Source organism: Labrys sp. 22185, assembly GCF_052045555.1.
Lineage (GTDB): Bacteria > Pseudomonadota > Alphaproteobacteria > Rhizobiales > Labraceae > Labrys > Labrys neptuniae.
Window position 1 is genome coordinate 106,482 of sequence record NZ_JBQEPH010000001.1, and the last position, 21,180, is coordinate 127,661.

The 21,180-nt window shown below is 65.0% G+C and carries 19 protein-coding genes; 13 read left to right on the forward strand and 6 right to left on the reverse strand.

The features are described from left to right. Positions 1 to 12 precede the first annotated feature (12 nt). Positions 13 to 1,488 (reverse strand): histidine--tRNA ligase, encoded by a 1,476-nt coding sequence (hisS, locus tag ACTJKX_RS00505; protein ID WP_440724026.1) that lies wholly within the window; start codon positions 1,486 to 1,488, stop codon positions 13 to 15. Positions 1,489 to 1,681: 193 nt separating this feature from the next. Here hisS and ACTJKX_RS00510 point away from each other — a divergent pair, with 193 nt between their 5' ends. The 3 genes from ACTJKX_RS00510 (at position 1,682) to ACTJKX_RS00520 (ending at position 4,570) form a co-directional block, all read left to right on the forward strand. Further along, the gene (locus tag ACTJKX_RS00510; RefSeq protein ID WP_394310506.1) at positions 1,682 to 2,683 is read left to right on the forward strand and encodes an ABC transporter substrate-binding protein; all 1,002 of its coding nucleotides are present in this window, start codon (positions 1,682 to 1,684) and stop codon (positions 2,681 to 2,683) included. Between the two features lie 167 nt (positions 2,684 to 2,850). Beyond that, a complete protein-coding gene (locus tag ACTJKX_RS00515; RefSeq protein ID WP_394310504.1) occupies positions 2,851 to 3,681 on the forward strand; it encodes an ABC transporter ATP-binding protein in 831 nt (276 codons plus the stop codon). A 13-nt stretch (positions 3,682 to 3,694) separates the two neighbouring features. After that, on the forward strand, positions 3,695 to 4,570 hold the full coding sequence (locus ACTJKX_RS00520; protein ID WP_311944709.1) for an ABC transporter permease: 876 nt from the start codon (positions 3,695 to 3,697) through the stop codon (positions 4,568 to 4,570). Positions 4,571 to 4,678: 108 nt separating this feature from the next. Here ACTJKX_RS00520 and ACTJKX_RS00525 read toward each other — a convergent pair whose 3' ends face one another. Then, a complete protein-coding gene (locus ACTJKX_RS00525; protein WP_394310502.1) occupies positions 4,679 to 6,073 on the reverse strand; it encodes a sensor histidine kinase in 1,395 nt (464 codons plus the stop codon). Beyond that, the gene (locus ACTJKX_RS00530) at positions 6,063 to 6,737 is read right to left on the reverse strand and encodes a response regulator (RefSeq protein WP_311944706.1); all 675 of its coding nucleotides are present in this window, start codon (positions 6,735 to 6,737) and stop codon (positions 6,063 to 6,065) included. The genes ACTJKX_RS00525 and ACTJKX_RS00530 overlap by 11 nt, the downstream gene beginning before the upstream one ends. Positions 6,738 to 6,940: 203 nt before the next feature. Here ACTJKX_RS00530 and ACTJKX_RS00535 point away from each other — a divergent pair, with 203 nt between their 5' ends. Next, entirely contained in the window at positions 6,941 to 7,855 is a 915-nt protein-coding gene (locus ACTJKX_RS00535) for an arginase family protein (RefSeq protein WP_440724027.1), read from the forward strand. Between the two features lie 478 nt (positions 7,856 to 8,333). Then, the gene (locus tag ACTJKX_RS00540) at positions 8,334 to 9,887 is read left to right on the forward strand and encodes a sulfatase-like hydrolase/transferase (protein ID WP_440724028.1); all 1,554 of its coding nucleotides are present in this window, start codon (positions 8,334 to 8,336) and stop codon (positions 9,885 to 9,887) included. A 106-nt stretch (positions 9,888 to 9,993) separates the two neighbouring features. On the opposite strand, the gene ACTJKX_RS00545 is transcribed toward ACTJKX_RS00540, so the two are convergent. Further along, entirely contained in the window at positions 9,994 to 10,437 is a 444-nt protein-coding gene (locus ACTJKX_RS00545) for a nucleoside deaminase (protein ID WP_311944701.1), read from the reverse strand. Between the two features lie 131 nt (positions 10,438 to 10,568). Between ACTJKX_RS00545 and ACTJKX_RS00550 the strand changes: the two genes are divergently transcribed. From ACTJKX_RS00550 to mutL, 8 genes are all read left to right on the forward strand, one after another. Next, entirely contained in the window at positions 10,569 to 12,809 is a 2,241-nt protein-coding gene (locus ACTJKX_RS00550) for a pseudouridine synthase (protein ID WP_440724029.1), read from the forward strand. 10 nt (positions 12,810 to 12,819) lie between these two features. Continuing rightward, positions 12,820 to 13,377, forward strand: coding sequence for a 16S rRNA (guanine(966)-N(2))-methyltransferase RsmD (rsmD, locus tag ACTJKX_RS00555; RefSeq protein ID WP_440724030.1), 558 nt, complete (start codon positions 12,820 to 12,822; stop codon positions 13,375 to 13,377). A 109-nt stretch (positions 13,378 to 13,486) separates the two neighbouring features. After that, positions 13,487 to 13,894, forward strand: a complete 408-nt coding sequence (locus tag ACTJKX_RS00560; protein ID WP_415080443.1) for an OsmC family protein — start codon at positions 13,487 to 13,489, stop codon at positions 13,892 to 13,894. After that, positions 13,891 to 14,151, forward strand: coding sequence for a TfoX/Sxy family protein (locus tag ACTJKX_RS00565; RefSeq protein ID WP_440724031.1), 261 nt, complete (start codon positions 13,891 to 13,893; stop codon positions 14,149 to 14,151). Before ACTJKX_RS00560 ends, ACTJKX_RS00565 begins: the two co-directional genes overlap by 4 nt. A gap of 125 nt (positions 14,152 to 14,276) precedes the next feature. Further along, entirely contained in the window at positions 14,277 to 15,584 is a 1,308-nt protein-coding gene (locus ACTJKX_RS00570) for a M16 family metallopeptidase (protein WP_440724032.1), read from the forward strand. 176 nt (positions 15,585 to 15,760) lie between these two features. Next, positions 15,761 to 17,002: a M16 family metallopeptidase gene (locus ACTJKX_RS00575; RefSeq protein WP_440724033.1), complete on the forward strand. Its 1,242-nt coding sequence runs from the start codon at positions 15,761 to 15,763 to the stop codon at positions 17,000 to 17,002. Between the two features lie 252 nt (positions 17,003 to 17,254). Beyond that, positions 17,255 to 17,680 carry a hypothetical protein gene (locus ACTJKX_RS00580; protein WP_311944692.1) on the forward strand — a complete coding sequence of 142 codons (426 nt, stop codon included), beginning with the start codon at positions 17,255 to 17,257 and terminating at the stop codon, positions 17,678 to 17,680. A gap of 289 nt (positions 17,681 to 17,969) precedes the next feature. Continuing rightward, positions 17,970 to 19,793, forward strand: a complete 1,824-nt coding sequence (gene mutL, locus ACTJKX_RS00585) for a DNA mismatch repair endonuclease MutL (RefSeq protein WP_440724034.1) — start codon at positions 17,970 to 17,972, stop codon at positions 19,791 to 19,793. 76 nt (positions 19,794 to 19,869) lie between these two features. Here mutL and ACTJKX_RS00590 read toward each other — a convergent pair whose 3' ends face one another. Together ACTJKX_RS00590 and lspA are read right to left on the reverse strand one after the other, a co-directional pair. Then, positions 19,870 to 20,499 (reverse strand): hypothetical protein, encoded by a 630-nt coding sequence (locus ACTJKX_RS00590; protein ID WP_311944690.1) that lies wholly within the window; start codon positions 20,497 to 20,499, stop codon positions 19,870 to 19,872. Between the two features lie 123 nt (positions 20,500 to 20,622). After that, positions 20,623 to 21,177: a signal peptidase II gene (lspA, locus tag ACTJKX_RS00595; protein ID WP_440724035.1), complete on the reverse strand. Its 555-nt coding sequence runs from the start codon at positions 21,175 to 21,177 to the stop codon at positions 20,623 to 20,625. Between the last annotated feature and the right edge of the window lie 3 nt (positions 21,178 to 21,180).

The following is a 21,180-nucleotide window of genomic DNA, read 5'->3' on the forward strand; positions in this document are numbered from 1 at the left end:
CCGCGCTCCAAATTACCCCAGCATCTCCTTCAAGACCTTGACCAGCTCGGCCCGCGGCACCTGGCGCTGGGCGACCCTTGCCTCGCGCCATTCGCTGTTGTCGGCAATGGCCTTGGCCATTTCGGCACCGAGCGCGAGGTCCTTGAGCTGGACCTCGCCCTTCTCGGCCTCGTCCGAGCCCTGGATCACCGCGACCGGTGCCTTGCGGCGGTCCGCATATTTGAGCTGGGCCTTCATGCCGGAACCGCCGAGATAGACCTCGGCGCGGATGCCGGCCTGGCGCAATTCGCTGGCCATGGCCTGGTAGTCGGGCAGGCGCGCCTGATCCATCACGCAGACCACGACGGGGCCGGCGACGCCGGCGGTGTCGACGCGGCCGAGGGCGGTCAGGGCCGAGAGCAGGCGCGAGACGCCGATGGAAAATCCGGTTGCCGGCACGGGCTCGCCGCGGAAGCGGGCGACGAGGCCGTCATAGCGTCCGCCGCCGGCGACCGAGCCGAAGCGCACCGGCCGGCCCTGCTCATCCTTGACCTCGAAGGTGAGCTCCACCTCATAGACGGGGCCGGTGTAATATTCGAGCCCACGCACGATCGAGGTGTCGATCAGGATGCGGTCAGTGCCATAGCCGGACTTCTCGACCAGTTCGGCGATGCGGGCGAGTTCCTCGACGCCATCGCTGCCGGCAGTCGAGCCCGAAACCAGCGGGCGGATGCGCGCCAGCGTGTCGGCGTTGGAGCCGCTTTGTCCCGCCACATAGTTGAGGATGGTCTGCGCCTGGCTGTCGTCGAGCCCGGCACCCTTGGTGAAATCGCCGGACTCGTCCTTGCGGCCGGTGCCCAGCAGCGCCCTCACGCCCTCCAGGCCGAGCCGATCGAACTTGTCGATGGCGCGAAGCACCGTGAGGCGGCGGCCGGCATTCTCGTCACCGGCGAGGCCGATCGCCTCCATGATGCCGTCGAGCACCTTGCGGTTGTTGACCCGCACCACATAGGAGCCGCGGGGAATGCCGAGCTTTTCCATGGTGTCGGCGGCCATCATGCAGATCTCGGCATCGGCCGCGACCGAGGCCGAGCCCACGGTATCGGCGTCGAACTGCATGAACTGGCGGAAGCGGCCGGGACCAGGCTTCTCGTTGCGGAAGACATAGCCGGCCCGGTAGCTGCGATAGGGCTTGGGCAGGGCGTCGAAATTCTCGGCGACATAGCGGGCCAGCGGCGCCGTCAGATCATAGCGCAGCGACAGCCACTGCTCGTCGTCGTCCTGGAAGGAGAACACGCCCTCGTTCGGGCGGTCCTGGTCGGGCAGGAACTTGCCGAGGGCGTCGGTATATTCGACGAAAGGCGTTTCGACCGGGTCGAAGCCATAGCGCTCATAGACTTCCTGGATCACCGAAACCATGGCGCGCGTCGCCGCGATCTCGCCGGCATTGCGGTCGACGAAACCGCGTGCCTGCCTTGCCTTCAATTTCTGCTTCTTATCGCCGGACATCGCTGCAAACCTTCAAAATTCTTGCCGCTGTTTAGGCAGCAAAACCGGTTGGGGCAAGAATGGAATGCAGGATTGTCATTGTTGCACCGATTGTAAGCTGGCTGAAAGCTGGCTGCTTTATGCCTAGGACCGAGCCCTCCCGCATATCCGCTTGCGAGAAGGAGGAGGGACAGGAAACGTAACAGGAGAGACCATGCCGAGCAGACGCACCTTGCTTGCCGCCGCCGCCTTTGCCGCCATCATCGGGCTGGCGCCCGCCGCACAGGCCGCCGAGAAGATCGTCATCGTGGTCGGTGGTTATGAAAAGCAGATCTACCTGCCGGCCAAGCTTGCCGAGAGCCTGGGCTATTTCAAAGATGAAGGGCTCGACGTCGAGCTTCTCAACGATACCGCTGGTGTCGATGCCGAGACGGAGATGCTGGCCGGCACCGTGCAGGGCGTGGTCGGCTTCTACGACCACTGCGTCGACCTGCAGGGCAAGGGCAAGTTCGTGCAATCGGTCGTGCAGTTCAGCCAGGCGCCGGGCGAGGTCATCCTGGCTTCGAGCAAATATCCGGACATGAAGTCGGCCGCCGATTTCAAGGGCAAGGATGTCGGGGTCACCGGACTTGGCTCCTCTACCAACTTCCTCACGCTCTATCTCGCCGAGAAGGCGGGCGTGAAGGCGAACGAGTTCACCACGCTGCCCGTGGGCGCCGGTGCCACCTTCATCGCCGCCATGCAGCAGGACCAGATCCAGGCCGGCATGACCACCGAACCGACCATCGGCCGCATGCTGAAGTCCGGCGCCGCCCGCGTGCTGATCGACATGCGTACGGTCAAGGGCTCGGAAGAGGCCCTGGGCGGCACCTATCCTGCCGCCTCGCTTTATATGCCCACGGCCTGGGTCGAGAAAAACAAGGATGAGGTCCAGAAACTCGCCAACGCCTTCGTGAAGACCTTGCGCTTCATCAACACCCACACGGCCGCCGAAATCACCGAGAAGATGCCGAAGGAATTCTACGGCGACGACAAGGACGGCTACATCAAGGGCCTGGAAGCGGGCAAAGGCATGTTCACGGCCGATGGCGTAATGCCGGAGGACGGCCCGAAGACGGTGCTGGCAGTCCTGCAGAGCTTCAAGAAGGAATTGCAGGGCAAGCAGATCGACCTCTCCAAGACCTTCACCACCGAGTTCGTGAAGAACGTAAAGTAGGCGGACGGCCTTTTCCGGGAGCAGCAGCCGTACATGGGCAGCTGTTCCCTGGCTCCGGCATGCAGGTTGCTGCGTTCCCGCCAAGATATGCCAAGCCTTCGTGCCGTTCCGGCCAGATCACGAAACACTTCGTCCTATCCCGCGGCTTTTCCCCCAAGGAGGAAAGCATGAGTCAAGCTGTGCCCATGGCGTCGGCCTCCTCGCCCGCCATCGAACTCATCAACGTCACGCGCCGCTTCGTCACCCCGACCGGCAAGTCGATGACGGCGATCCGCGATTTCTCCATGACGGTCGAGCGCGGCGAGTTCGTCGCCGTGGTCGGGCCTACGGGCTGCGGCAAGTCGACCACGCTCAACCTCGTCACGGGCCTCGCCCGGCCGAGCGCCGGCGAGGTCCGCGTGATGGGTGGAGCGGTCAATGGTATCGACCCCAGTGTCGGCTTCGTCTTCCAGGCCGATGCGGTCTTCCCCTGGCGCAACGTCATCGACAACGTCGCGGCGGGGCCGATGTTTCGCGGCGTGTCGAAGCGCGAGGCCTATGCCAAGGCACGGGAATGGCTCGCGCGCGTCGGCCTGCCCCGTTTCGAGAACCACTATCCCCACCAGCTCTCCGGCGGCATGCGCAAGCGCGTCGCTTTGGCGCAGACCTTCATCAACCAGCCCAAGATTCTCCTGATGGACGAGCCCTTCTCGGCGCTCGACGTGCAGACCCGCGTCGTCATGCACGATGTGCTGCTGAAATTGTGGGGCGAATCCAAGGCCTCCGTCGTGTTCGTGACCCATGATCTCGACGAGGCCATCGCGCTGGCCGACAAGATCTATGTACTCACCGCCGGCCCGGCCACGGTCAAGTCCGTCTACACGGTCGACCTGCCGCGCCCGCGCATCGTCGAGGAGATCCGCTACGACCAGCGCTTCATCGACTATTCCCGCCTGATCTGGAACGACCTGCGCGAGGAGGTCCAGACCTCCAACCGCCGCGCTTCCGAAGCTGCCTGAGAGGAGATGGACGATGAGCGATGCAGTACTTTCTCCCAAGGCTCCCGAATTCCGCCCCGGCACCTCAGACGCGGAAATCGAGGCAGCCGTCGCCAAGGCGGCGCGCTCCCGCCGCGCCTGGGTCCTGTTCTGGCGCCTGGTGCTTCTCGTCGCCCTGCTGGGCCTGTGGGAAGTCGCGGTTCGCCTGGAATGGATGACCGACCTCGCTTTGGGCATGCCGAGCACCGTGGTGGTGCGCCTGTGGCAGTGGATCACCGAAGGGGCCAATGGTACGCCGCTCTGGTATCATTTGTGGGTGACCGTCGAGGAGGCCACCATCGGCTTCGTGTTCGGCTCCATCGCCGGCGTGCTCGTGGGCGTGGCGCTCGGGCGCAACGCGTTCCTGGCCGATATCTTTTCGATCTACATCAAGGTCTTCAACTCGATCCCGCGCGTGGTCCTGGCGCCCGTCTTCATCATCATCTTCGGCCTGGGTATCGGCTCGAAAGTGGCGCTGTCCTTCGTGATGGTGTTCTTCCTGGTCTTCCAGAACGCCTTCCAGGGCGTGCGCGAGGCCGATCGCTCGCTGATCGCCAACGCCCAGATCCTCGGGGCCAGGCCCTGGCAGCTCACGCGGGCCGTGATCATTCCCTCCGCCATGAGCTGGATCTTCGCCAGCCTGCATGTCAGCTATTCCTTCGCCATCACCGGCGCCATCGTCGGTGAATTCGTCGGCGCCCGCCTCGGCATCGGCCAGCTGATCGCCATCGCCAAGGGCTCGTTCGACGGGCCGGGTGTGGCGGCCGCGATCATCATCATCATGCTGGTGGTGCTGGCGGCCGGTGCGCTGATGGGCCGTGTCGAGCAGAGTCTGGCCAAGTGGCGGCCCAAGCCTCTGTCCGATCACTGATTCGGAACACGGCATTCCTTATGGCGTGATGTTTCGAAAAGCGGGCGGGGAGCTGATCCCCGCCCGCTTTTTCCTTGCCGGTCTTCCGGCAGCCGGACAATGCCGGCATCACCCATCGAAGGCGGGCAGCAGGACCAGCACGGCCAGGCCCGGCGAGGGTACCCGGTCCTGCAGGGTGACGGTGCCCTCATGGGAGGAGACGATCTCCTTCACCACCGCCAGCCCCAATCCGGTGCCTTCGACACCGCTGGTCAGCCTCCGGTAGAAGCGCTCGAACACCTTCTCGCGCTCTTCCGCCGGGATGCCGGGGCCATTATCCTCCACCCGCAAGGCGACTCGCGCCCCGCCCGCTGCACGCAGCCGCACCGTGACCGTGCCGCCCTTGGGCGTGTAGCGCAGGGCATTTTCGATCAGATTGGTCGCAAGCTCGCGCAGCAGCGTGGCATGGCCGCTGACAGGCAGCGCGGCGGGAGCGCCGTCGAAGCCGAGGTCGATGTCGCGCTCCATGGCCATGATCGCGAGATTTTCCACGGCTTCGCGGCAGATGGCGTTGAAATCGACCTTTTCGCGATGAAGCAGCGTGCTTCCCTGTTCGGCGCGTGCCAGGCTGAGGAGCTGGTTGGACAGACGCGTCATGCCCTCCACGGTCGTGCCGATGCCCGTCAGGGCCTCATGCGCCGCCGCCACGTCGGAACCGCGCTTGCCGACGCCGATCTGCGCCTTCAGCAACGTCAGCGGGGTTCGCAATTGATGGGCGGCGTTGGCGATGAAGCGCCGTTGGGCGGCGACCTGGCGTTCGACCTGCGCCAGGGCCTCGTTGAGGGCCAGGACCAGGGGTCTCAGCTCGGTCTGGACAGGGGTCATGTCGAGCGGTTCCAGCGCGTGCGGGTCGCGGCGGCGCACCTCGTCGCGCAGGCGCAGGAGCGGCGCCAAGCCCCGGTGCAGGCCGAACAAGGCGAGCAACCCGGCAACGGCGACCAGCAGGACCTCGTCGCGCAGGGTTTTGAGCCATAGGCTCTTGACCAGCCTGTCATGGCCGCGCAGCGTCTGGCCGACGACGACCAGCGCTTCGCCGCCCCTGGTGGAGACCACCGGCTGGGAAAGGGCGACGGCGTAGACGGCCTCGCCGCGATGGGTGCCGGTGAAGTAGACGTGCTGGAAGCCGCTGGGTTGCCGTGGCGGAGGCAACGTCTCCGGATAGCCGGCCAGCAATTCGCCGCGCGGCCCGTTCACGCGGTAGATCACGCGGTCGCGGTCCTCGCTCGCGAACATTTCCAGGGCTGCCGGGGGGATGGGCGCCTGAAAGATGCCATCGCTTTCGCGGACGTTCTCCGCGATCATCCGCGCGGAGGCGAGCAGCATGCGATCGGTGACTAGGTCGGCGGTCTGGCGCGCGTTGCGATAGGTGGTCCAGACATTGAACGCCACCACCGCTGCCAGCGGCAGCAGCAGCCAGCCGAGCAGTTCCCGGCGCAGGCTGCGCGAATGCCAGCTAACCGGCATGGGTCTGCCGCAGCATGTAGCCGAGCCCGCGCAGGGTGACGATGCCGACGTCGCTGCCTTCGAGCTTGCGGCGAACGCGATGGACATAGACCTCGATCGCGCTGGGGCCGCCTTCGTCGTCGAAGCCGAAGACGTTCTCCACCAGCCGCTCCTTGGGGACGGGGCGCCCGGCACTCAGGAGCAGCGTCTCCAGCACCACATGCTCGCGTGGCGTCACCGGGAGGCTGGTGCCGGCGAGGCTGAAGCTGCGCGACTGGGTGTCGAAGGAGAGAGGGCCGAAGCTGACGACCTGCTCCAGCGTGCTGCGGCCCCGCCGCAATTGCGCGCGTATCCTGGCCTCGAGTTCCTCGACTTCGAAGGGCTTGACGAGATAGTCGTCTGCCCCGCTGTCGAGGCCGCGCACACGGCTGGAAAGTGCATCATTGGCGGTGAGGATCAGCACGGGAGTCCGGTTTCCCCGCCCCCTGAGGCGCCTGAGGACCTCGATGCCGTCGATCTCGGGCAGGCCGAGGTCGAGAATCACGAGCGCGTATTCCTGTGACTGCAACGCCACGTCGGCCTCGTCGCCGCGATAGACGCAATCCACCGTATATTTGCTCTGGCGCAGCAACCGGCTGACCCATTCGGAGAGGTCGCGATTGTCTTCCGCCAACAGAATGCGCATGGGCCGGGTCCGAACGGCTGAAAAGAAGTGCCGCAACTCTATGGGGTCTGCCGAGGCAAGAGCAAATGCTTCTCTTTACCGGCACGCGGGCATCTGCATTCGGCATGCCGATCCGCTGCCGCCGAGGGCTCTTGCCCGGACTCGAAAAGCAGGGAAGGGTGTCTGGAGAGAAGACGGCCAAACACACAACCGCGGGATCCGGCATGGGGAAGACGACGGCGAGGCGCCTAGTGATCATCGAGGCTCCCAGCAATCTCGGGCTGATGCCGCTGGGCGACGATGTGGAACCGGGAACGCGCCATGCTCCGGCGACGTTGCGCCAGCTCGGTCTGCACGACCGATTGGCGGTGGAGCGCGTCGTCACGGTAGAGCCGCCGGCCTATCGGCGCGACGATGAACGCAGGATCAACATCCGCAACATCGATGCCATTGCCGACTATTCCATCCGGCTGGCCGACGCCGTGGAGGAGGCGGTCGAGGCCGGGTGTTTTCCCCTCGTCCTCGGCGGCGATTGCAGCATCCTGATCGGCTCGATGCTCGGCCTGGCGCGGCAGCGTGAGGCCGGTCTCCTCTATGTCGATGGCCATACGGATTTCCACCTGCCCGAACAATCGGCGACGGGCGGCGGTGCCGGCATGGATCTGGCGCTGGTCACCGGCTGGGGGCCTTCAGCTCTGACGGATCTGGAAGGGCGCTGGCCCTATGTGACGACACGCCGGGTAGCAGCCCTGGCCAACCGCCATCACGAGGGCGCGCCTTCCGCTCCCATTCCCGATATCGCCGAGTCCGGTATGGTCTACAGGCCCCTGGAACAGCTTCGCGCCGAGGGGATTGAAGTCTGCGTCGACGCAGCCCTGAACGGCATCGATGCCGACCGGGAAGGGTTCTGGATCCATTTCGATGTGGATGCCGTCGACAGCAGGCTGATGCCGGCGGTCGACTCTCCGCAGGCGGACGGCCTCGACTGGGACGAGGCGGCGGTGCTGCTCACCACCGCCCTGAAACGCCGTGCTCTCGGTCTGCAGGTGACGATCTATGACCCCAGCCGCGATCCCGGACATGTCGCTGGAAAGGCCTTGATCGAATGGCTTGCCGAGATTCTGGCGACGGAAACCTGAACCTCGCCGGAGTAGAAGCGGTGGCTCAGCGGCGCCGCGTGACGATGTGCACGACATAGGTGAACACCACGAGAAGCGCGATCAGTCTGAGCCAATGCGTGATTCAAAGTCCGCCCGCGATGACCTCCAGAGTTTGACGAACTGAAGGCCGGCAGGCGTAGCGCCAAGGCGGCGGCCCGCTGCCGCCGTCTGGCCATCGCGCGAGACAGTTCCTATTTTTGTCATTATTGTTCTGTTTTTAAGCAATTTGGATTAAATCTTCGATCGGACCGATACAGATGCTCTCGGCTGGCGCCTTGATTCTAAGAACATAATTTCCATTTATGCGGTTTACATGACTTCATTCTCACGAATTTTTGCTAAGAAGGTACTAGAGATTGCCATTGTTGCGGCGATCTTGAGTATTCCTGATGTAATATTTTCTTGTTTTGGGTGGGATATTTCTCCGTTCAGGACGAGGGAATATTTTGTAACATTATTGTCATTTTCAGTGCTCTTCGCCCTCTCGGCCGGAACCTGGTTCAGAATACTCATCATCGTCCTGGTGTTCTTGAACCAGGCCATCTGGCTCAGTTCGCTCGTATATTTCGGAGCGCCGCTCACGCCCGAGCAGGTAAGGCTGTTTTTCAGCGACACGGCCGATTCGGTTTCGACCGGTTTGCAGGTCCAGAGTGAATTCCTGCTGCCTTTGCTCCTGGCGCTGGCGACGGCTGTCCTGCTCGCGGTGTTCACGCTGATCCGCCCGCTGCGGAGCGGTCGATCCTGGGCCTTTTCTCTCTTGCTCGTTGCGGCCCTTGGTGGCGTCGCGGCACGTTGGGAGCTGCACAAACTGCCGAGCGTGGTGCAGGCCAATGCCTATTCCGCCTCCTTCATTTCCAGCGCCAATGCTGGCGTCCTGGCCTATCGTGCGAGCCGGGCGCCCGCGCCGCCGGCTTCCCTGAATGGCCTGGCCGATCATGTCTTCGGCAAGGCCGAGGTGCCGGAGGGCCGGGCGACCGTCGTGTTCGTGATGGGTGAATCCATCAATCCGGTGCGGATGTCGCTGTTTGGCGCGGCCCGGCAGACCACGCCGCGCCTCGATCACCTGTTCAGAGAGCCGCCGGCAGGCTGGCGGATGTTCGCCAAGATAGGCTTTTCCGGCGGCGTGGCGACGCTGGCCAGCGTTCCCTCGGCCCTCAGGCTCGTCTACTTTCCCAATCTGGCGGAACGGCAGCCGGTGAACATTTTCGACATCGCCAAGGATGGCGATTTTGCAAGCTATTACTATTCGGCGCAGGCCATCCACACCATGCAGATCGCCGGCGGAGCCCGGTATGCCCGGCAGTCCAAGACGGTGGAGACCTATGACGAGACGGCCGAGAAGTCGGCCGAGGAGTCGCTTGCCGACGACGTCAAGGATGTGCCGCCGGCGGAGCGGCGCTTCATCTATGTCCACCAGCGGGCCGACCACGAGCCTTATCTCGACAATTGCAAGAAGTATGCGGGCGAGTTCCAGGTGTTCACGCCACCCGACGGCAGCGCGGACGAAGCGCGGCGCGCACGCTACGATACCGGCCTGCAGTGCTGGGACCGCAGCACCAGTGACATCATTGCCACGATGCTGGCCGAGAAGGACCCGGTCTATATCTTCGTCACCTCCGACCATAACGAGCTGATGGGCGAGGATGGGCTGTGGGGACACCTGATCCGCCATCTGCGCACGGCGGTGGTGCCGGTGATGCTGATGACCAACAGGCCGGATTCAGCGATCGCCAATGCCTTCCGCCAGCTCGACCGTCCCACCCAGTTCCAGCTCATGCAATTGACGGCGCAGGCGATGGGCAAGACCGTCGCAACCAGGGAATATGATCCGTCGGTCTTCTATGTGAACGGCACCATGCCCTTCGGCCAGGCCAAATATATGAAGGTCGAGCGCCTGCCGGACGACGAATATCGGATCTTTCACTATGCCAGCGACGGCTCGCCGGCCGAGCCGCCGGAACATCTCTCGCTGAAAGGGGTGCCCAAGGAACCCGGACATCTGGGGTCCTGAAGGCGACGGCGCTGGATTGCAAAAGCGCTCCGGTTTGGCTGAGGTCTTCATTTTGAGCGGGATTGGGAGTGTCAGCCGAGAGGCTGACACTTCGAAGAGATTGTCGCTAACGCCGCTGCCGGAAGAAATCCTGCAGCAAGGCACGCGACGCGGTGGCATGGATGCCTGAATAGACTTCTGGGCGATGGTGGCAGGTCGGTGAAGCGTAGAACTGCACGCCATTCTCCACCGCGCCGCCCTTGGGGTCGTCGCAGCCGAAATAGAGACGCCGGATGCGGGCGAAGGAAATCGCTGCGGCGCACATCGGGCAGGGTTCGAGCGTGACGTAAAGGTCCGCACCGACGAGGCGCTCGCTGCCCAGCACCTGGGCGGCGGCACGGATGGCGAGCATCTCCGCATGGGCGGTGGGGTCTTTCAGCGCCAGGGTGCGGTTTCCTTCGCGCGAAAGCACCACTCCGTCCTTGACGACAACCGCGCCGACGGGTACCTCCCCGCGACCTGCGGCAGCATGGGCTTCCTCCAGCGCCAGTTCCATGATCGAGCGCTTCATCTCGTGACATGCCGCCTTTTCTGCTAAAGCGTTTCACGATCCCTGCGGATCGGAAAGACGCCCCTCTTTTCAAGGAGTTTTGGAATATCCTCCGATACGATGGGTAGCGGGGGCCATTCCAGCAACAATCGATGTCCGACGATAAACGATCTGGCGGCGGCGGCCGCAAGCCCCCAAGCGGGGGCAAGAAGCCATTTGGCCCCAAGAAGACCTCCACTGGCGCTGGACCTCGTCGGCGCGGCGTCGATGGTGACGCACCTCCGCGCCGTTCCTTCCGGGATCGTGACGAGGGCGGCGAGGCTCGCCCGAAGCGTCCGGCCCGTTCCTTCGCCGAGCGCCAGGACGGCGATCGTCGTCCGGCGCGTTTCAAGCCGCGCGAAGGCGAGGATTCCGAGGCCCGTCCCGCCCGCCGTCCGTTCCGCGAGCGTGAAGGCGGCGAGGAACGTCCGTTCAAGCCCCGCCGCTTCGAGGAGCGCGGGGAAGCTCGCCGGCCATTCCGGTCGCGCGACGAGGGCGCCGAAGGCGGTTTCCGGCCGCGCCGGGATGCGGAGCGCGGGGAGGGCGGTGAGCGTTCGTTCAGCCGCAAACCTCGCCGCGAGGGCGATGAAGGTGGGCGCTCCTTTGCGCCGCGCCGTTTCGACACCTCCTTCGAGCCGCGCGAGGGCGGCCGCAAGGCCTTCGAGCCGCGTTTCGACGATCGCCAGGAGGAGCGCGTGCCCAAGCGTGCCCCGCGTCGCACCGAGGCCAGGGCGGAGACCGTCGCCAAGCCCGAGGCCGAAGCCAAGTCTGGCGCCTTTGCCGGCGAGCGTGTGGCCAAGGTGATCGCGCGGGCCGGGTTGGGATCGCGCCGTGATGCCGAGACCTGGATCGAGGAAGGCCGCGTTGCCGTCAATGGCGAGGTACTGACCAGCGCCGCGCTCAACGTGCTGGCCGACGACAAGATCACCGTCGATGGTAAGCTCCTGCCCCGGCGGGAGCGCACGCGGCTGTGGCTCTACCACAAGCCCCGCGGCCTGGTGACCACGGAAAAGGATCCGGAAGGACGCCCGACCGTGTTCGAGAACCTCGACCCGTCCTTGCCGCGCGTGATGTCGGTGGGGCGGCTCGACATCAACACCGAAGGCCTGCTGCTGCTCACCAATGACGGCGGTCTGGCGCGCCAGCTCGAACTGCCCAAGACCGGCTGGCTCAGGCGCTATCGCGTGCGGGCTTTCGGCGAGACCGACCAGGTCCAGCTCGACAAATTGTTCGAGGGGCTGACGGTCGACGGCGTCGACTATGGTCGCATCGAAGCCCGCCTCGACAAGGAGCAGGGCTCCAATTCCTGGCTGACCCTCGGCCTGCGTGAAGGCAAGAACCGCGAAGTCAAGAATGTGCTGGGTTCCATCGGCCTGGAGGTCAACCGCCTGATCCGCGTGTCCTACGGGCCGTTCCAGCTCGGCGACCTGGCCGAAGGCGCCGTCGAGGAAGTGAAGACCCGGGTTCTGATGGACCAGCTCGGCCCCGAGCTGGTTGCCGAGGCGGGGTGCGAGTTCGAAGCCCCGATCCACGAGGCCACCGGCGAGAAACCGGCCAAGGCTGCAGCCAAGCCTGCAAAGGGCGGTCCGGCGCGCGGGCTGCGGGTCAAGTCGGAGGAGGATGGCAAGGAACGCGTGATGCGCGGCAGCCTGGTCGAGGATCGCCATGGCCGGCGTGTGCTGGTCCAGCGGGTCGCTGACGTGGCCGACGAAAAGCCGGCTCGGCGTAAGCCATTCCGTCCGCGCGATGAAGAGGGCGGTGACCGCCCCTTCAAGCCGCGGGCTGCCTTCCGCGATCGCGACGGAGATGGCGATCGTCCGCGCAAGCCGTTCCGCCCGCGTGGCGAGGAGGGCGGTGACCGCCCGTTCAAGCCGCGTCCGTCCTTCCGCGACCGCGACGAAGCTGGCGAGCGTCCGCGCAAGCCGTTCCGCGCACGCAGCGAAGAGGGCGGCGACCGTCCTTTCAAGCCACGTCCGTCCTTCCGTGACCGCGACGAGGGTGGCGAGCGTCCGCGCAAGCCGTTCCGCGCACGCAGCGAAGAGGGCGGCGATCGTCCGTTCAAGCCGCGTCCGTCGTTCCGTGATCGCGACGAAGGTGACGAGCGTCCGCGCAAGTCGTTCCGCCCGCGTGACGAAGAGGGTGGTGATCGTCCTTTCAAGCCGCGTCCGTCCTTCCGTGACCGCGACGAGGGTGGCGAGCGTCCGCGCAAGCCGTTCCGCCCGCGTGGCGAGGAGGGTGGCGACCGCCCGTTCAAGCCGCGTCCGTCCTTCCGCGATCGCAATGATGGCGGTGAACGGCCCTCGCGTCCTCGCCCCGGCGGCAAGCCGGGCGGTGCGCCGCGCCGGGGGCGTTGACGGCTGAGCGATGCGCATCATCGGCGGGCAATTTCGCGGCAAGCAACTGGCCACACCGAAGTCGGACGCGATCCGGCCGACTTCGGACCGCCTGCGTGAGACCTTGTTCAATATCCTCGCGCATGGCTATGACGATCCCGTGCGCGACGCCCGCGTGATCGATCTGTTCGCCGGCACCGGCGCGCTCGGTTTCGAGGCCCTGTCGCGCGGAGCCCGCTTTGCCACCTTCGTCGACGAGGGCGCGGAGGCGCGTGGGCTGATCCGCTCCAATGTCGAGGCGATGTCCCTGGGCGGACGCACCCGCTTGTTCCGCCGGGATGCGACCAAGCTGGGCATGATCGGGCCAAGCGAGCCCTTCTCGCTGGCTTTCCTCGACCCTCCCTACGGCAAGGGCCTGGCATCGCAGGCGCTCGTCAGCCTTGCTGGCGGCGGCTGGCTGACCAAGGGAGCGCTCTGCGTGGTCGAGGAGGCGACGGACGCCCCCCTCGAAGCGCCGACCGCCTTCGCTCTGGCCGACCAGCGCGACTATGCCGGTACCAGGCTCAGCTTCTTCCACTACGAGCCCTGACGTCCGGCGCTGGGGCGCTTTGATCGAGCCGCGGCTTCACGCTCTGCGTGGCATCGCTTTCGCCCTCGGCCCCTTGCTGTCATAGTCGGCAGTATCCAAGGGGGCAGCCATGGCGACGGTAACGGTCGAACTGCGCAATGTCGGTGAGACGCAGGCTGCCATGGGCTGGGCCGGCGGACATACCATCGTGGTGGACCGTCCCGAGGGCAAGGCCGGCGGCATGGGGCTCGGCTTCAACGGCGCCCAGCTCCTCGCTTTGTCGCTCGGCGGCTGTTTTTGCAACGACCTGCGCTACGCCGCCGAAGAAATGGGTGTGACCGTCGATACCATCGCGATCAGCGTCGCGCTGGAGCTTGAGGGCAAGCCGCTGCTGGCGACGGCTGCAAGGCTCGAGGTACGCTGCCGGATGCTGGACGGATCCGATCCGCAGCCGGTGATCGAGCGGGCGAAGACGATCTGCATGGTGGCCAATTCCCTGCGCAGCGGCGTGCCGGTCGGCATCGAGATGGTCGCGTGAGCGGGCGCATCCGGGATATGCGCAATCTCGGCCCGGCCACCGAGCGCATGCTGGCCGAAGTCGACATCTGCAGTCCGGAGGATCTCAGGCAACTGGGAGCCGTCGCCGCCTATCGACGCCTGAAGTTCCGGTTCGGGCGCGGCGTCAGCCTGAATGCCCTCTATGCCATGGAAGGAGCCTTGAGCGATCAGGACTGGCGCGAGATCGACCGCGGCTTGAAGGAATTGGTCGACCGGAAGGAGGAAGGGAGCCGGTAGGGATTGTTTTCTTCGGACCTATGCCTTGCTAGGCTCATGCTCCAGGGGGTAATTGATACTTCACTTCCCGCGTTTCCTACCCATATTGGGTGGATCTTTCGCTTTCCCTCCCGATCGGACCTTTCATGACGCTTGCGCTTATCCCCGGTCTCGGCGGTGCTTCCCATGCCCAGGGCCCGGCGATCACGGATTTCACGCTTCCCAACGGCTTGCATGTAGTGGTCATTCCCGACCGCCGTGCGCCGGTGGTCACCCACATGGTGTGGTACAAGGTGGGCGGGGCGGACGAACCGAAGGGCAAGTCGGGCATCGCGCATTTCCTCGAGCATCTCATGTTCAAGGGCACGGAGAAGAATCCGGGGGGCTTTTCCAAGCAGGTTGCCGAGCTGGGCGGCCAGGAGAACGCCTTCACCTCCTATGACTACACCGCCTATTTCCAGCGAGTGGCCAAGGAGCATCTCGGCACCATGATGGCCTTCGAGGCCGATCGCATGACCGGGCTGGCTCTTACCGACGAGGTCGTCAATCCCGAGCGCAACGTCGTGCTCGAGGAGCGCAAGATGCGGGTCGACAACGATCCCAATTCGCAGCTTGCCGAGGAGATCGCCTCGACCCTGTTCACCCACCATCCCTATGGCACGCCGATCATCGGCTGGGAGAACGAGATCGAAGGCCTGAGCCGGCAGGACGCCATCGATTTCCACAGCCGTTTCTACACGCCGAACAACGCCAGCTTGATCGTGGCTGGTGACGTCACGGCCGAAGAGGTGCGCGAGCTGGCCGAAACCCATTACGGTCCTGTGGCCCGGCGTGCCGACCCGCCGCCGCGTCTGCGGCCGCAGGAGCCCAGGCAGCGCGCAGACCGCCGCGTTCGGCTGGCCGACAAGCGGGTGGAGCAGCCGATCTATCAGCGCCATTGGCGGGCGCCTTCCTATATCCAGGCCCGCAAAGGCGAGGGCGAGGCGCTCGATCTCCTCTCTCAGATCCTCGGTGGCGGGCAGACCTCGCGGCTTTATCGGGCCCTGGTGGTCGACAAGAAACTGGCTTCGGCCGCCGGCGCCTTTTATGGCGGCTCCGCCGTGGACGAGACGCGTTTCGGTGTCTGGGCCATCCCGATGCCTGGCGTCAGTTTCGAGGCGCTGGAAGCGGCCGTCGACGAGGAGATCAGGCGCATCGTCGCAGAGGGCGTAAGCGAGGCGGAATTGGAGCGTGCCAAGACGCGCCTCGTCGCCGACGCGATCTATGCCCAGGACAACCAGTCGACCCTGGCACGCTATTACGGCGCCACCCTGTCCGTCGGCGGCAAGGTGGAGGACCTGCAGCTCTGGCCGCAGCGCATCGCCGCCGTGCCGTCCGGACGACTGCCGGAGATGGGCCGTGCCGTCCTGCTGGAGGGCAAGTCGGTGGTCGGCTTGCTCGAAGGGCAGGCTTGATAGGTTTCGCACGTCATGACGGATGCTGCCAGGCAGACTGGCGGCGCCGTCCATGATTGTCTGGATTGCTGCGCCGCGCTTTTCCTGCTGGGAGGCTTGCAACGGCGCATCAGTCTCCTGCCGTCATCGCCGGCTTTGCCGGTTGTGACGATCGTTTTTTGTGAACGAGAGTTTTTATGATCCAGAAGATCGTCTCGCCTCTTGGCATCGAAGCCTGGCTGGTCGAGGACTATGCCGTACCCGTCATCGCCGTCGACTTCGCCTTCAAGGGCGGTGCCGCGCAGGATCCGGCCGACCGGCCAGGCCTCGCCCACATCATGTCGGCGCTGTTCGACGAGGGGGCAGGGCCTCACGACGACGAGGCCTTCCAGCGCCTGATGGAGGAGAATGCGGTCGAGCTCTCCTTCCATGCCGCGCGCGACCAGATCAACGGCTCGCTGCGCACGCTGTCCGACCGCAAGGCCTTCGCCTTCGATCTTCTGCACTATGCCGTCAGCGAGCCGCGTTTCGAGGAAGCCGCGGTGGAGCGCGTGCGCCAGAGCCTGCTGGCCAGCTTGCGTCGTGAGGCGAGCGATCCCAACGCCATGGCTTCGCTGGCTTTTTTCGCCGGGCTTTTCCCCGACCACCCCTATGGCCGCCCGACGCGCGGTACGCTGGAGAGCATCGGTGCCGTCAACCGGGACGAAATCGCGGCCCAGCACCGCCGCCTGCTCGCCAAGGATGGGCTGACGGTCTCTATCGTCGGCGCCATCGATGCCCATGATGCGGAGGAGATGCTGGACAAGGTGTTCGGCTCGCTGCCGACCACGGCCCTGCTGCAGCCGGTGCCGGAGGCCCAGCTCGCGGACCTGGGCACCCGCAAGGTGATCGACCTCGACGTGCCGCAGACCGTGCTGCAATTCGCCACCCCCGGCGTGAAGCGCGACGATCCCGACTTCATGGCCGCCTTCCTGCTCAACCATATCTATGGCGGCGGCAGCTTCTCCTCACGCCTTTTCCAGAAAGTGCGCGAGGAGAGGGGCCTGGCCTATTCGGTCTCCACCCAGCTCGGCGCATTGGCCCGAGCCGCCTTCGTCGGCGGCGGCGTCGCCACCCGAAACGACAGGGCGGCCGAAAGTCTCGCCATCATCGAGGCGGAGATGGCCGAACTCGCCCGCAACGGGCCTGACGCCGCAGAATTGGAGAGCGCCAAGAAATACCTCACCGGCTCCTATGCACTGCGCTTCGACTCATCGACAAAGATCGCCAACCAGCTGACCATGATCCAGATCGAGCGGCTTGGCATCGATTTCATCGATCGCCGCAACGGCCTGGTCGAAGCGGTGACGCTGGACGATACCAAGCGCGTGGCCGAGCGGATGTTCGGGGGTGGCAAGCCTTTCGTCGTAGCTGTCGGGCGCCCGGAGGGGCTGTCCTAGGATCGCCGGATAACTCCCGATGCCGGCCCAAATCATATCGGCGATGACCGGGTAAAGGCGCTGCGTCACAAAGAACACGGCGAAGAACGGCAAGAAACGACGAGAAGAGCGAGCCTGGTCGAGCGTTTTCTTCTCGCCGGACAAGGTTAAATCGTTCTGCTTACGTCACACTGACTATTGCACGAAGGGGCCGACTGCATCACCCTGTCGCTCGTCGAGAAGCGGCGGGGGTCGCTCAAGCGGGAGGATGTCATGAAGCTTTGGAGTGTTTCGGCTGTCGTCCTTGTTGGTCTTCTGGGGGCAGGCTGCGTCAGCACCGGTCTTGGAACCTCGCGCGGGCCCGGTGCCAGCGGTGCTGCCGTTGCGGTGCCGTCTGGGCGGGTCAGCAAGATCGACCAGTTTTCCTACATCACGCCGGCCTGCCGGGAAGTGCCGGGCGTTGCGGCTCGTATCACCAAGCAGGCGGGCTATGGCCAGGTGAGCATCCGCAGGGCCCGCGACTTTTCTCCCTATGAGGCCGGCAATTCCAGCGCCGCCTGCAATTCACGGCGCGTGCCGGTCTGGCAGGTGCTCTATACCTCCGCACCCGGTTATCGCGGTCCCGATCAATTTGCCTATCGTAAGGCTTTTCCCGACGGCAAGGTGCTCGACGTCGTCGTCAATGTCGATGTGCAATAGGGCGAACAGGCGTTCATGACCGAACGCTTTTCGCTCGTGCGCTTCGCTTCCAGCCGTTCCAACGGATCTGCTAAAGTGCCTTTGCGATTTGCAGTGCTTCCACCAGGTCGCAAAACGCCTTGGAGCCTGAGGCTTGCCTGCCGGCCGTTCCGATGGCCGGCCCCATGGTGTATTGTTCCCGGCACGTGACGCATTCGTTCTCCACCCGTGAGGACGAATGCGCCAAGCCTTTGATTTTGCGCCCGATTTCTCTCAGGTGGAGAGCTGGCGCCGATGGACGATTCGCCCCATGGCCATCCGTGCCCTTCCCCAGATTCTGATCGACCGCATCGCCGCCGGCGAGGTGGTGGAGCGGCCGGCGAGTGCCGTGAAGGAATTGGTGGAGAACGCCATCGATGCCGGCGCTCGCCGCATCGAGATCGTCACCGAGGGCGGCGGGCAGCGCCTGATCCGCATCGTCGACGACGGTTCGGGCATGTCACCCGAGGACCTCGCTTTGGCCGTGCAGCGCCACGCGACGTCCAAGCTGCCGACCGAGGACCTGCTCGCCATCAACACGCTGGGCTTTCGCGGCGAAGCCTTGCCATCCATCGCCTCGGTGTCGCGCCTCAGCATCACCACGCGCGAGCGTGGCTCGGCCACCGGGGCCGTGATCGCCATTGAAGCCGGCGAGCACCAGGCAATCCGTCCGGCAGCGATCGGGGAGGGCACGCGCATCGAGGTGCGCGACCTTTTCTATGCCACCCCGGCCCGCCTGAAATTCCTCAAGACCCAGCGTACCGAAGCGGCGGCGATCGGCGATGTCGTCAAGCGCCTTGCCATGGCCAACCCCGCCATCGCCTTCACTCTGGCCGGCGAAGACCATTCTCCCTCGACCTGGCCGGCCGGTGACGAGGAGACGCGCCTCGGCACTTTGCTGGGTGCCGACTTCATCGACAATGCGATTGCCATCGACGTGACGCGCGGGGATGTCCGCCTGCATGGCCATATCGGTCTGCCGACCTTCAATCGCGGCACCGGGCAGCACCAATATCTGTTCGTCAATGGGCGGCCGGTGCGCGACAAGCTGCTGCTGGGTGCCGTGCGCGGTGCCTATGCCGATCATCTGCCCAAAGACCGCTTTCCGATTCTGGCCCTCTTCCTCGACATCGCCTCGCAGAATGTCGATGTGAATGTCCATCCGGCCAAGGCCGAGGTCCGCTTCCGCGATGGCGGCCTGGTCCGCGGCCTGATCGTCTCGGCGATCCGCTCCGCGCTGGAGCGGGAGTCCGGCCGCAGCTCAAGCGGCAATGCCGATGTCGCCCTCGGCCTGCTTGCCCGCAGCCTCAACCGCCCGGCCGATCTCGACTGGGACTGGCGGGCCTCGCCCGCGGCGCCCCATCCTGCCGGCATGGGAGACGGTGGCATCGGCAATGGCGGCTTGGCTGCAGGAAGCGGTTTCGCGGCGCCGGCCCAGGCCGGATTCGACGCGCTGGTGATGCCTTCCGCGGATGCGCGTGCCACGGTGGTGCCTCCCGCGCCCGACAGTCTCGACCGGCCGCTCGGCGCGGCCCGCGCGCAGCTGCACGAGACCTATATCGTGGCCCAGACCCGGGAAGGCGTCGTCATCGTCGACCAGCACGCGGCCCATGAACGCCTGGTCTATGAGCGGCTGAAGCGTGAGCGCGCGGCCGCCGGTGCCAGGTCGCAATTGCTGCTCATCCCGGAAGTCGTCGATCTCGATCCCGCCGATGTCGAGCGCCTGACTGCGGCGAGCGACGATCTGGCGGCTCTCGGCCTGGTCGTGGAGCCGTTCGGGCCGGGTGCCCTTCTGGTGCGCGCCACGCCGGCTGCGCTTGGCAGCACCAATCCGGCCGCGCTGATCCGGGACCTCGCCGATGGCTTTGCCGAATGGGGCTCGGAGATCGTGCTGGAGCGGCGCCTCGACCATGTCGCTGCCACCATGGCCTGCCACGGCTCCGTACGGGCCGGGCGGCGCCTGTTGCCGGCGGAGATGGATGCGCTCCTGCGCGAGATGGAAGTCACCCCCAATTCAGGCCAGTGCAACCACGGCCGGCCGACCTATGTGACGCTGAAGCTCGGCGACATCGAGGCCCTGTTCGGGCGACGGTAAGCCCGAAACGGAAATGCACAAACGAAAGGGCCGATCTTGCGACCGGCCCCATTGGTATTCTGCGTCCCTGAACTTCCTACTTGACCCGCGGGGTCTTGAAGACCCGGTCGAACCAGGATTCGCTCTTGTTGCCTTCGGAAGGCAGGGGTTCGTTGCCGGCAAGCGGCGCCGAGGCGAGTGGCTTGCGATAGCCAACCGGCGGCTCGGTCAAGGAACGGCGTGGCGGTTCGACGCCGGCCGCGAGTGGCGTGTTGTCCTCGCCGAGGTTGAGGCGCTTCTGCAGCTCACTGGGCTTGAGCGGAACCGAACTGGCCTTGGCCGCATCGAACGGCTCCGGCGCGTCGACCCGACCGGCACCCGGCACGCGGCCTGCCGCCATCTCGTCAGGCGAGAGCCGGCCATCGCCATGCTCGGCCTTGCTGCGCGGCATCACGCCGGCGGCCTTGCGCTTCTTGTAGTCGGGATCCACCGGCCAGTTCGGGTCATTGTCCGAAGTCGCAGCCGTGCCGGGCGGTGGCAGGTCGAGCTTGCCCGGCTTTGCCAGCGGCGCACGGTCGGAATAATTGATTGCCGGTGCATCGTCACCGGTGCCGAGCATCTTCTGGAAGAAGTTCTGACCGAGGGACTGCGCATTCGCCGCACCCGTCGGCGCCAGGGCAACCAGTGCCGTCGCCGCAGCCAGGCCAAGCCAAATCTTTGTCCGCATCCTGTATCCCAATCACTGCTAGATTTCGGTGCAAATTCCGGGAGAGACCTTCGCTCTACTGCCCGGAAAATGCGTCAAAACCAAGAAACCACCATTCCTCCGGGCAACCAGTACCTGAAAAAGTCAGGAAGACCCGTGCGTCTGCGGCTCTTTGTTCACCACCATGTCATACAACAGCAGGGCCACGCCCGCAACGATGGCGACATCGGCCAGGTTGAAGACATACCAGGAAAAATCGCCGGCATGGAGCAGGAAGAAGTCGGCAACGCCTTCCCGCTGCAGCCAATTGGGGGCCAACGGTCCCTCTATCGCCAGCAATCCGTCGACGGCATTGCCGATGGCGCCGCCTATGATCAGGCCGATGCCGATCGCCGATGATTTCGTGTGGATACGGGCAAGCCATGCCAGAAGAAGCACGGTGGCGATGAGGCGAAAGGCGACGAGCAGGATCAGGCCGATCTCGCTCTCCTGCTGGAACAGGCCGAACGATACGCCACGATTCCAGACCAGGGTGAACTTCAGGAAGGGCGTCCAGTCGACGGCCTCCTGATACATGATCAGCTCACCGATCTGGAAAATGTGGAGCGCCCAATATTTGAAGCCCTGATCGATGATGATGGCGAGAACCGCCACCATCACCCCGATGAGGGTGTAGCGCCCAAAAAAAATCGACTTCATCGC

Coding starts and splice junctions, on each gene's coding strand:
- ACTJKX_RS00550 (WP_440724029.1), top strand. CDS start 10,569: ATGTCCGACGATAAACGATCTGGCGGCGGCGGCCGCAAGCCCCCAAGC.
- ACTJKX_RS00510 (WP_394310506.1), top strand. CDS start 1,682: ATGCCGAGCAGACGCACCTTGCTTGCCGCCGCCGCCTTTGCCGCCATC.
- rsmD (WP_440724030.1), top strand. CDS start 12,820: ATGCGCATCATCGGCGGGCAATTTCGCGGCAAGCAACTGGCCACACCG.
- ACTJKX_RS00580 (WP_311944692.1), top strand. CDS start 17,255: ATGAAGCTTTGGAGTGTTTCGGCTGTCGTCCTTGTTGGTCTTCTGGGG.
- hisS (WP_440724026.1), bottom strand. CDS start 1,488: ATGTCCGGCGATAAGAAGCAGAAATTGAAGGCAAGGCAGGCACGCGGT.
- lspA (WP_440724035.1), bottom strand. CDS start 21,177: ATGAAGTCGATTTTTTTTGGGCGCTACACCCTCATCGGGGTGATGGTG.
- ACTJKX_RS00520 (WP_311944709.1), top strand. CDS start 3,695: ATGAGCGATGCAGTACTTTCTCCCAAGGCTCCCGAATTCCGCCCCGGC.
- ACTJKX_RS00560 (WP_415080443.1), top strand. CDS start 13,487: ATGGCGACGGTAACGGTCGAACTGCGCAATGTCGGTGAGACGCAGGCT.
- ACTJKX_RS00535 (WP_440724027.1), top strand. CDS start 6,941: ATGGGGAAGACGACGGCGAGGCGCCTAGTGATCATCGAGGCTCCCAGC.
- ACTJKX_RS00545 (WP_311944701.1), bottom strand. CDS start 10,437: ATGAAGCGCTCGATCATGGAACTGGCGCTGGAGGAAGCCCATGCTGCC.
- ACTJKX_RS00590 (WP_311944690.1), bottom strand. CDS start 20,499: ATGCGGACAAAGATTTGGCTTGGCCTGGCTGCGGCGACGGCACTGGTT.
- ACTJKX_RS00575 (WP_440724033.1), top strand. CDS start 15,761: ATGATCCAGAAGATCGTCTCGCCTCTTGGCATCGAAGCCTGGCTGGTC.
- mutL (WP_440724034.1), top strand. CDS start 17,970: ATGGCCATCCGTGCCCTTCCCCAGATTCTGATCGACCGCATCGCCGCC.
- ACTJKX_RS00515 (WP_394310504.1), top strand. CDS start 2,851: ATGAGTCAAGCTGTGCCCATGGCGTCGGCCTCCTCGCCCGCCATCGAA.
- ACTJKX_RS00570 (WP_440724032.1), top strand. CDS start 14,277: ATGACGCTTGCGCTTATCCCCGGTCTCGGCGGTGCTTCCCATGCCCAG.
- ACTJKX_RS00530 (WP_311944706.1), bottom strand. CDS start 6,737: ATGCGCATTCTGTTGGCGGAAGACAATCGCGACCTCTCCGAATGGGTC.
- ACTJKX_RS00525 (WP_394310502.1), bottom strand. CDS start 6,073: ATGCCGGTTAGCTGGCATTCGCGCAGCCTGCGCCGGGAACTGCTCGGC.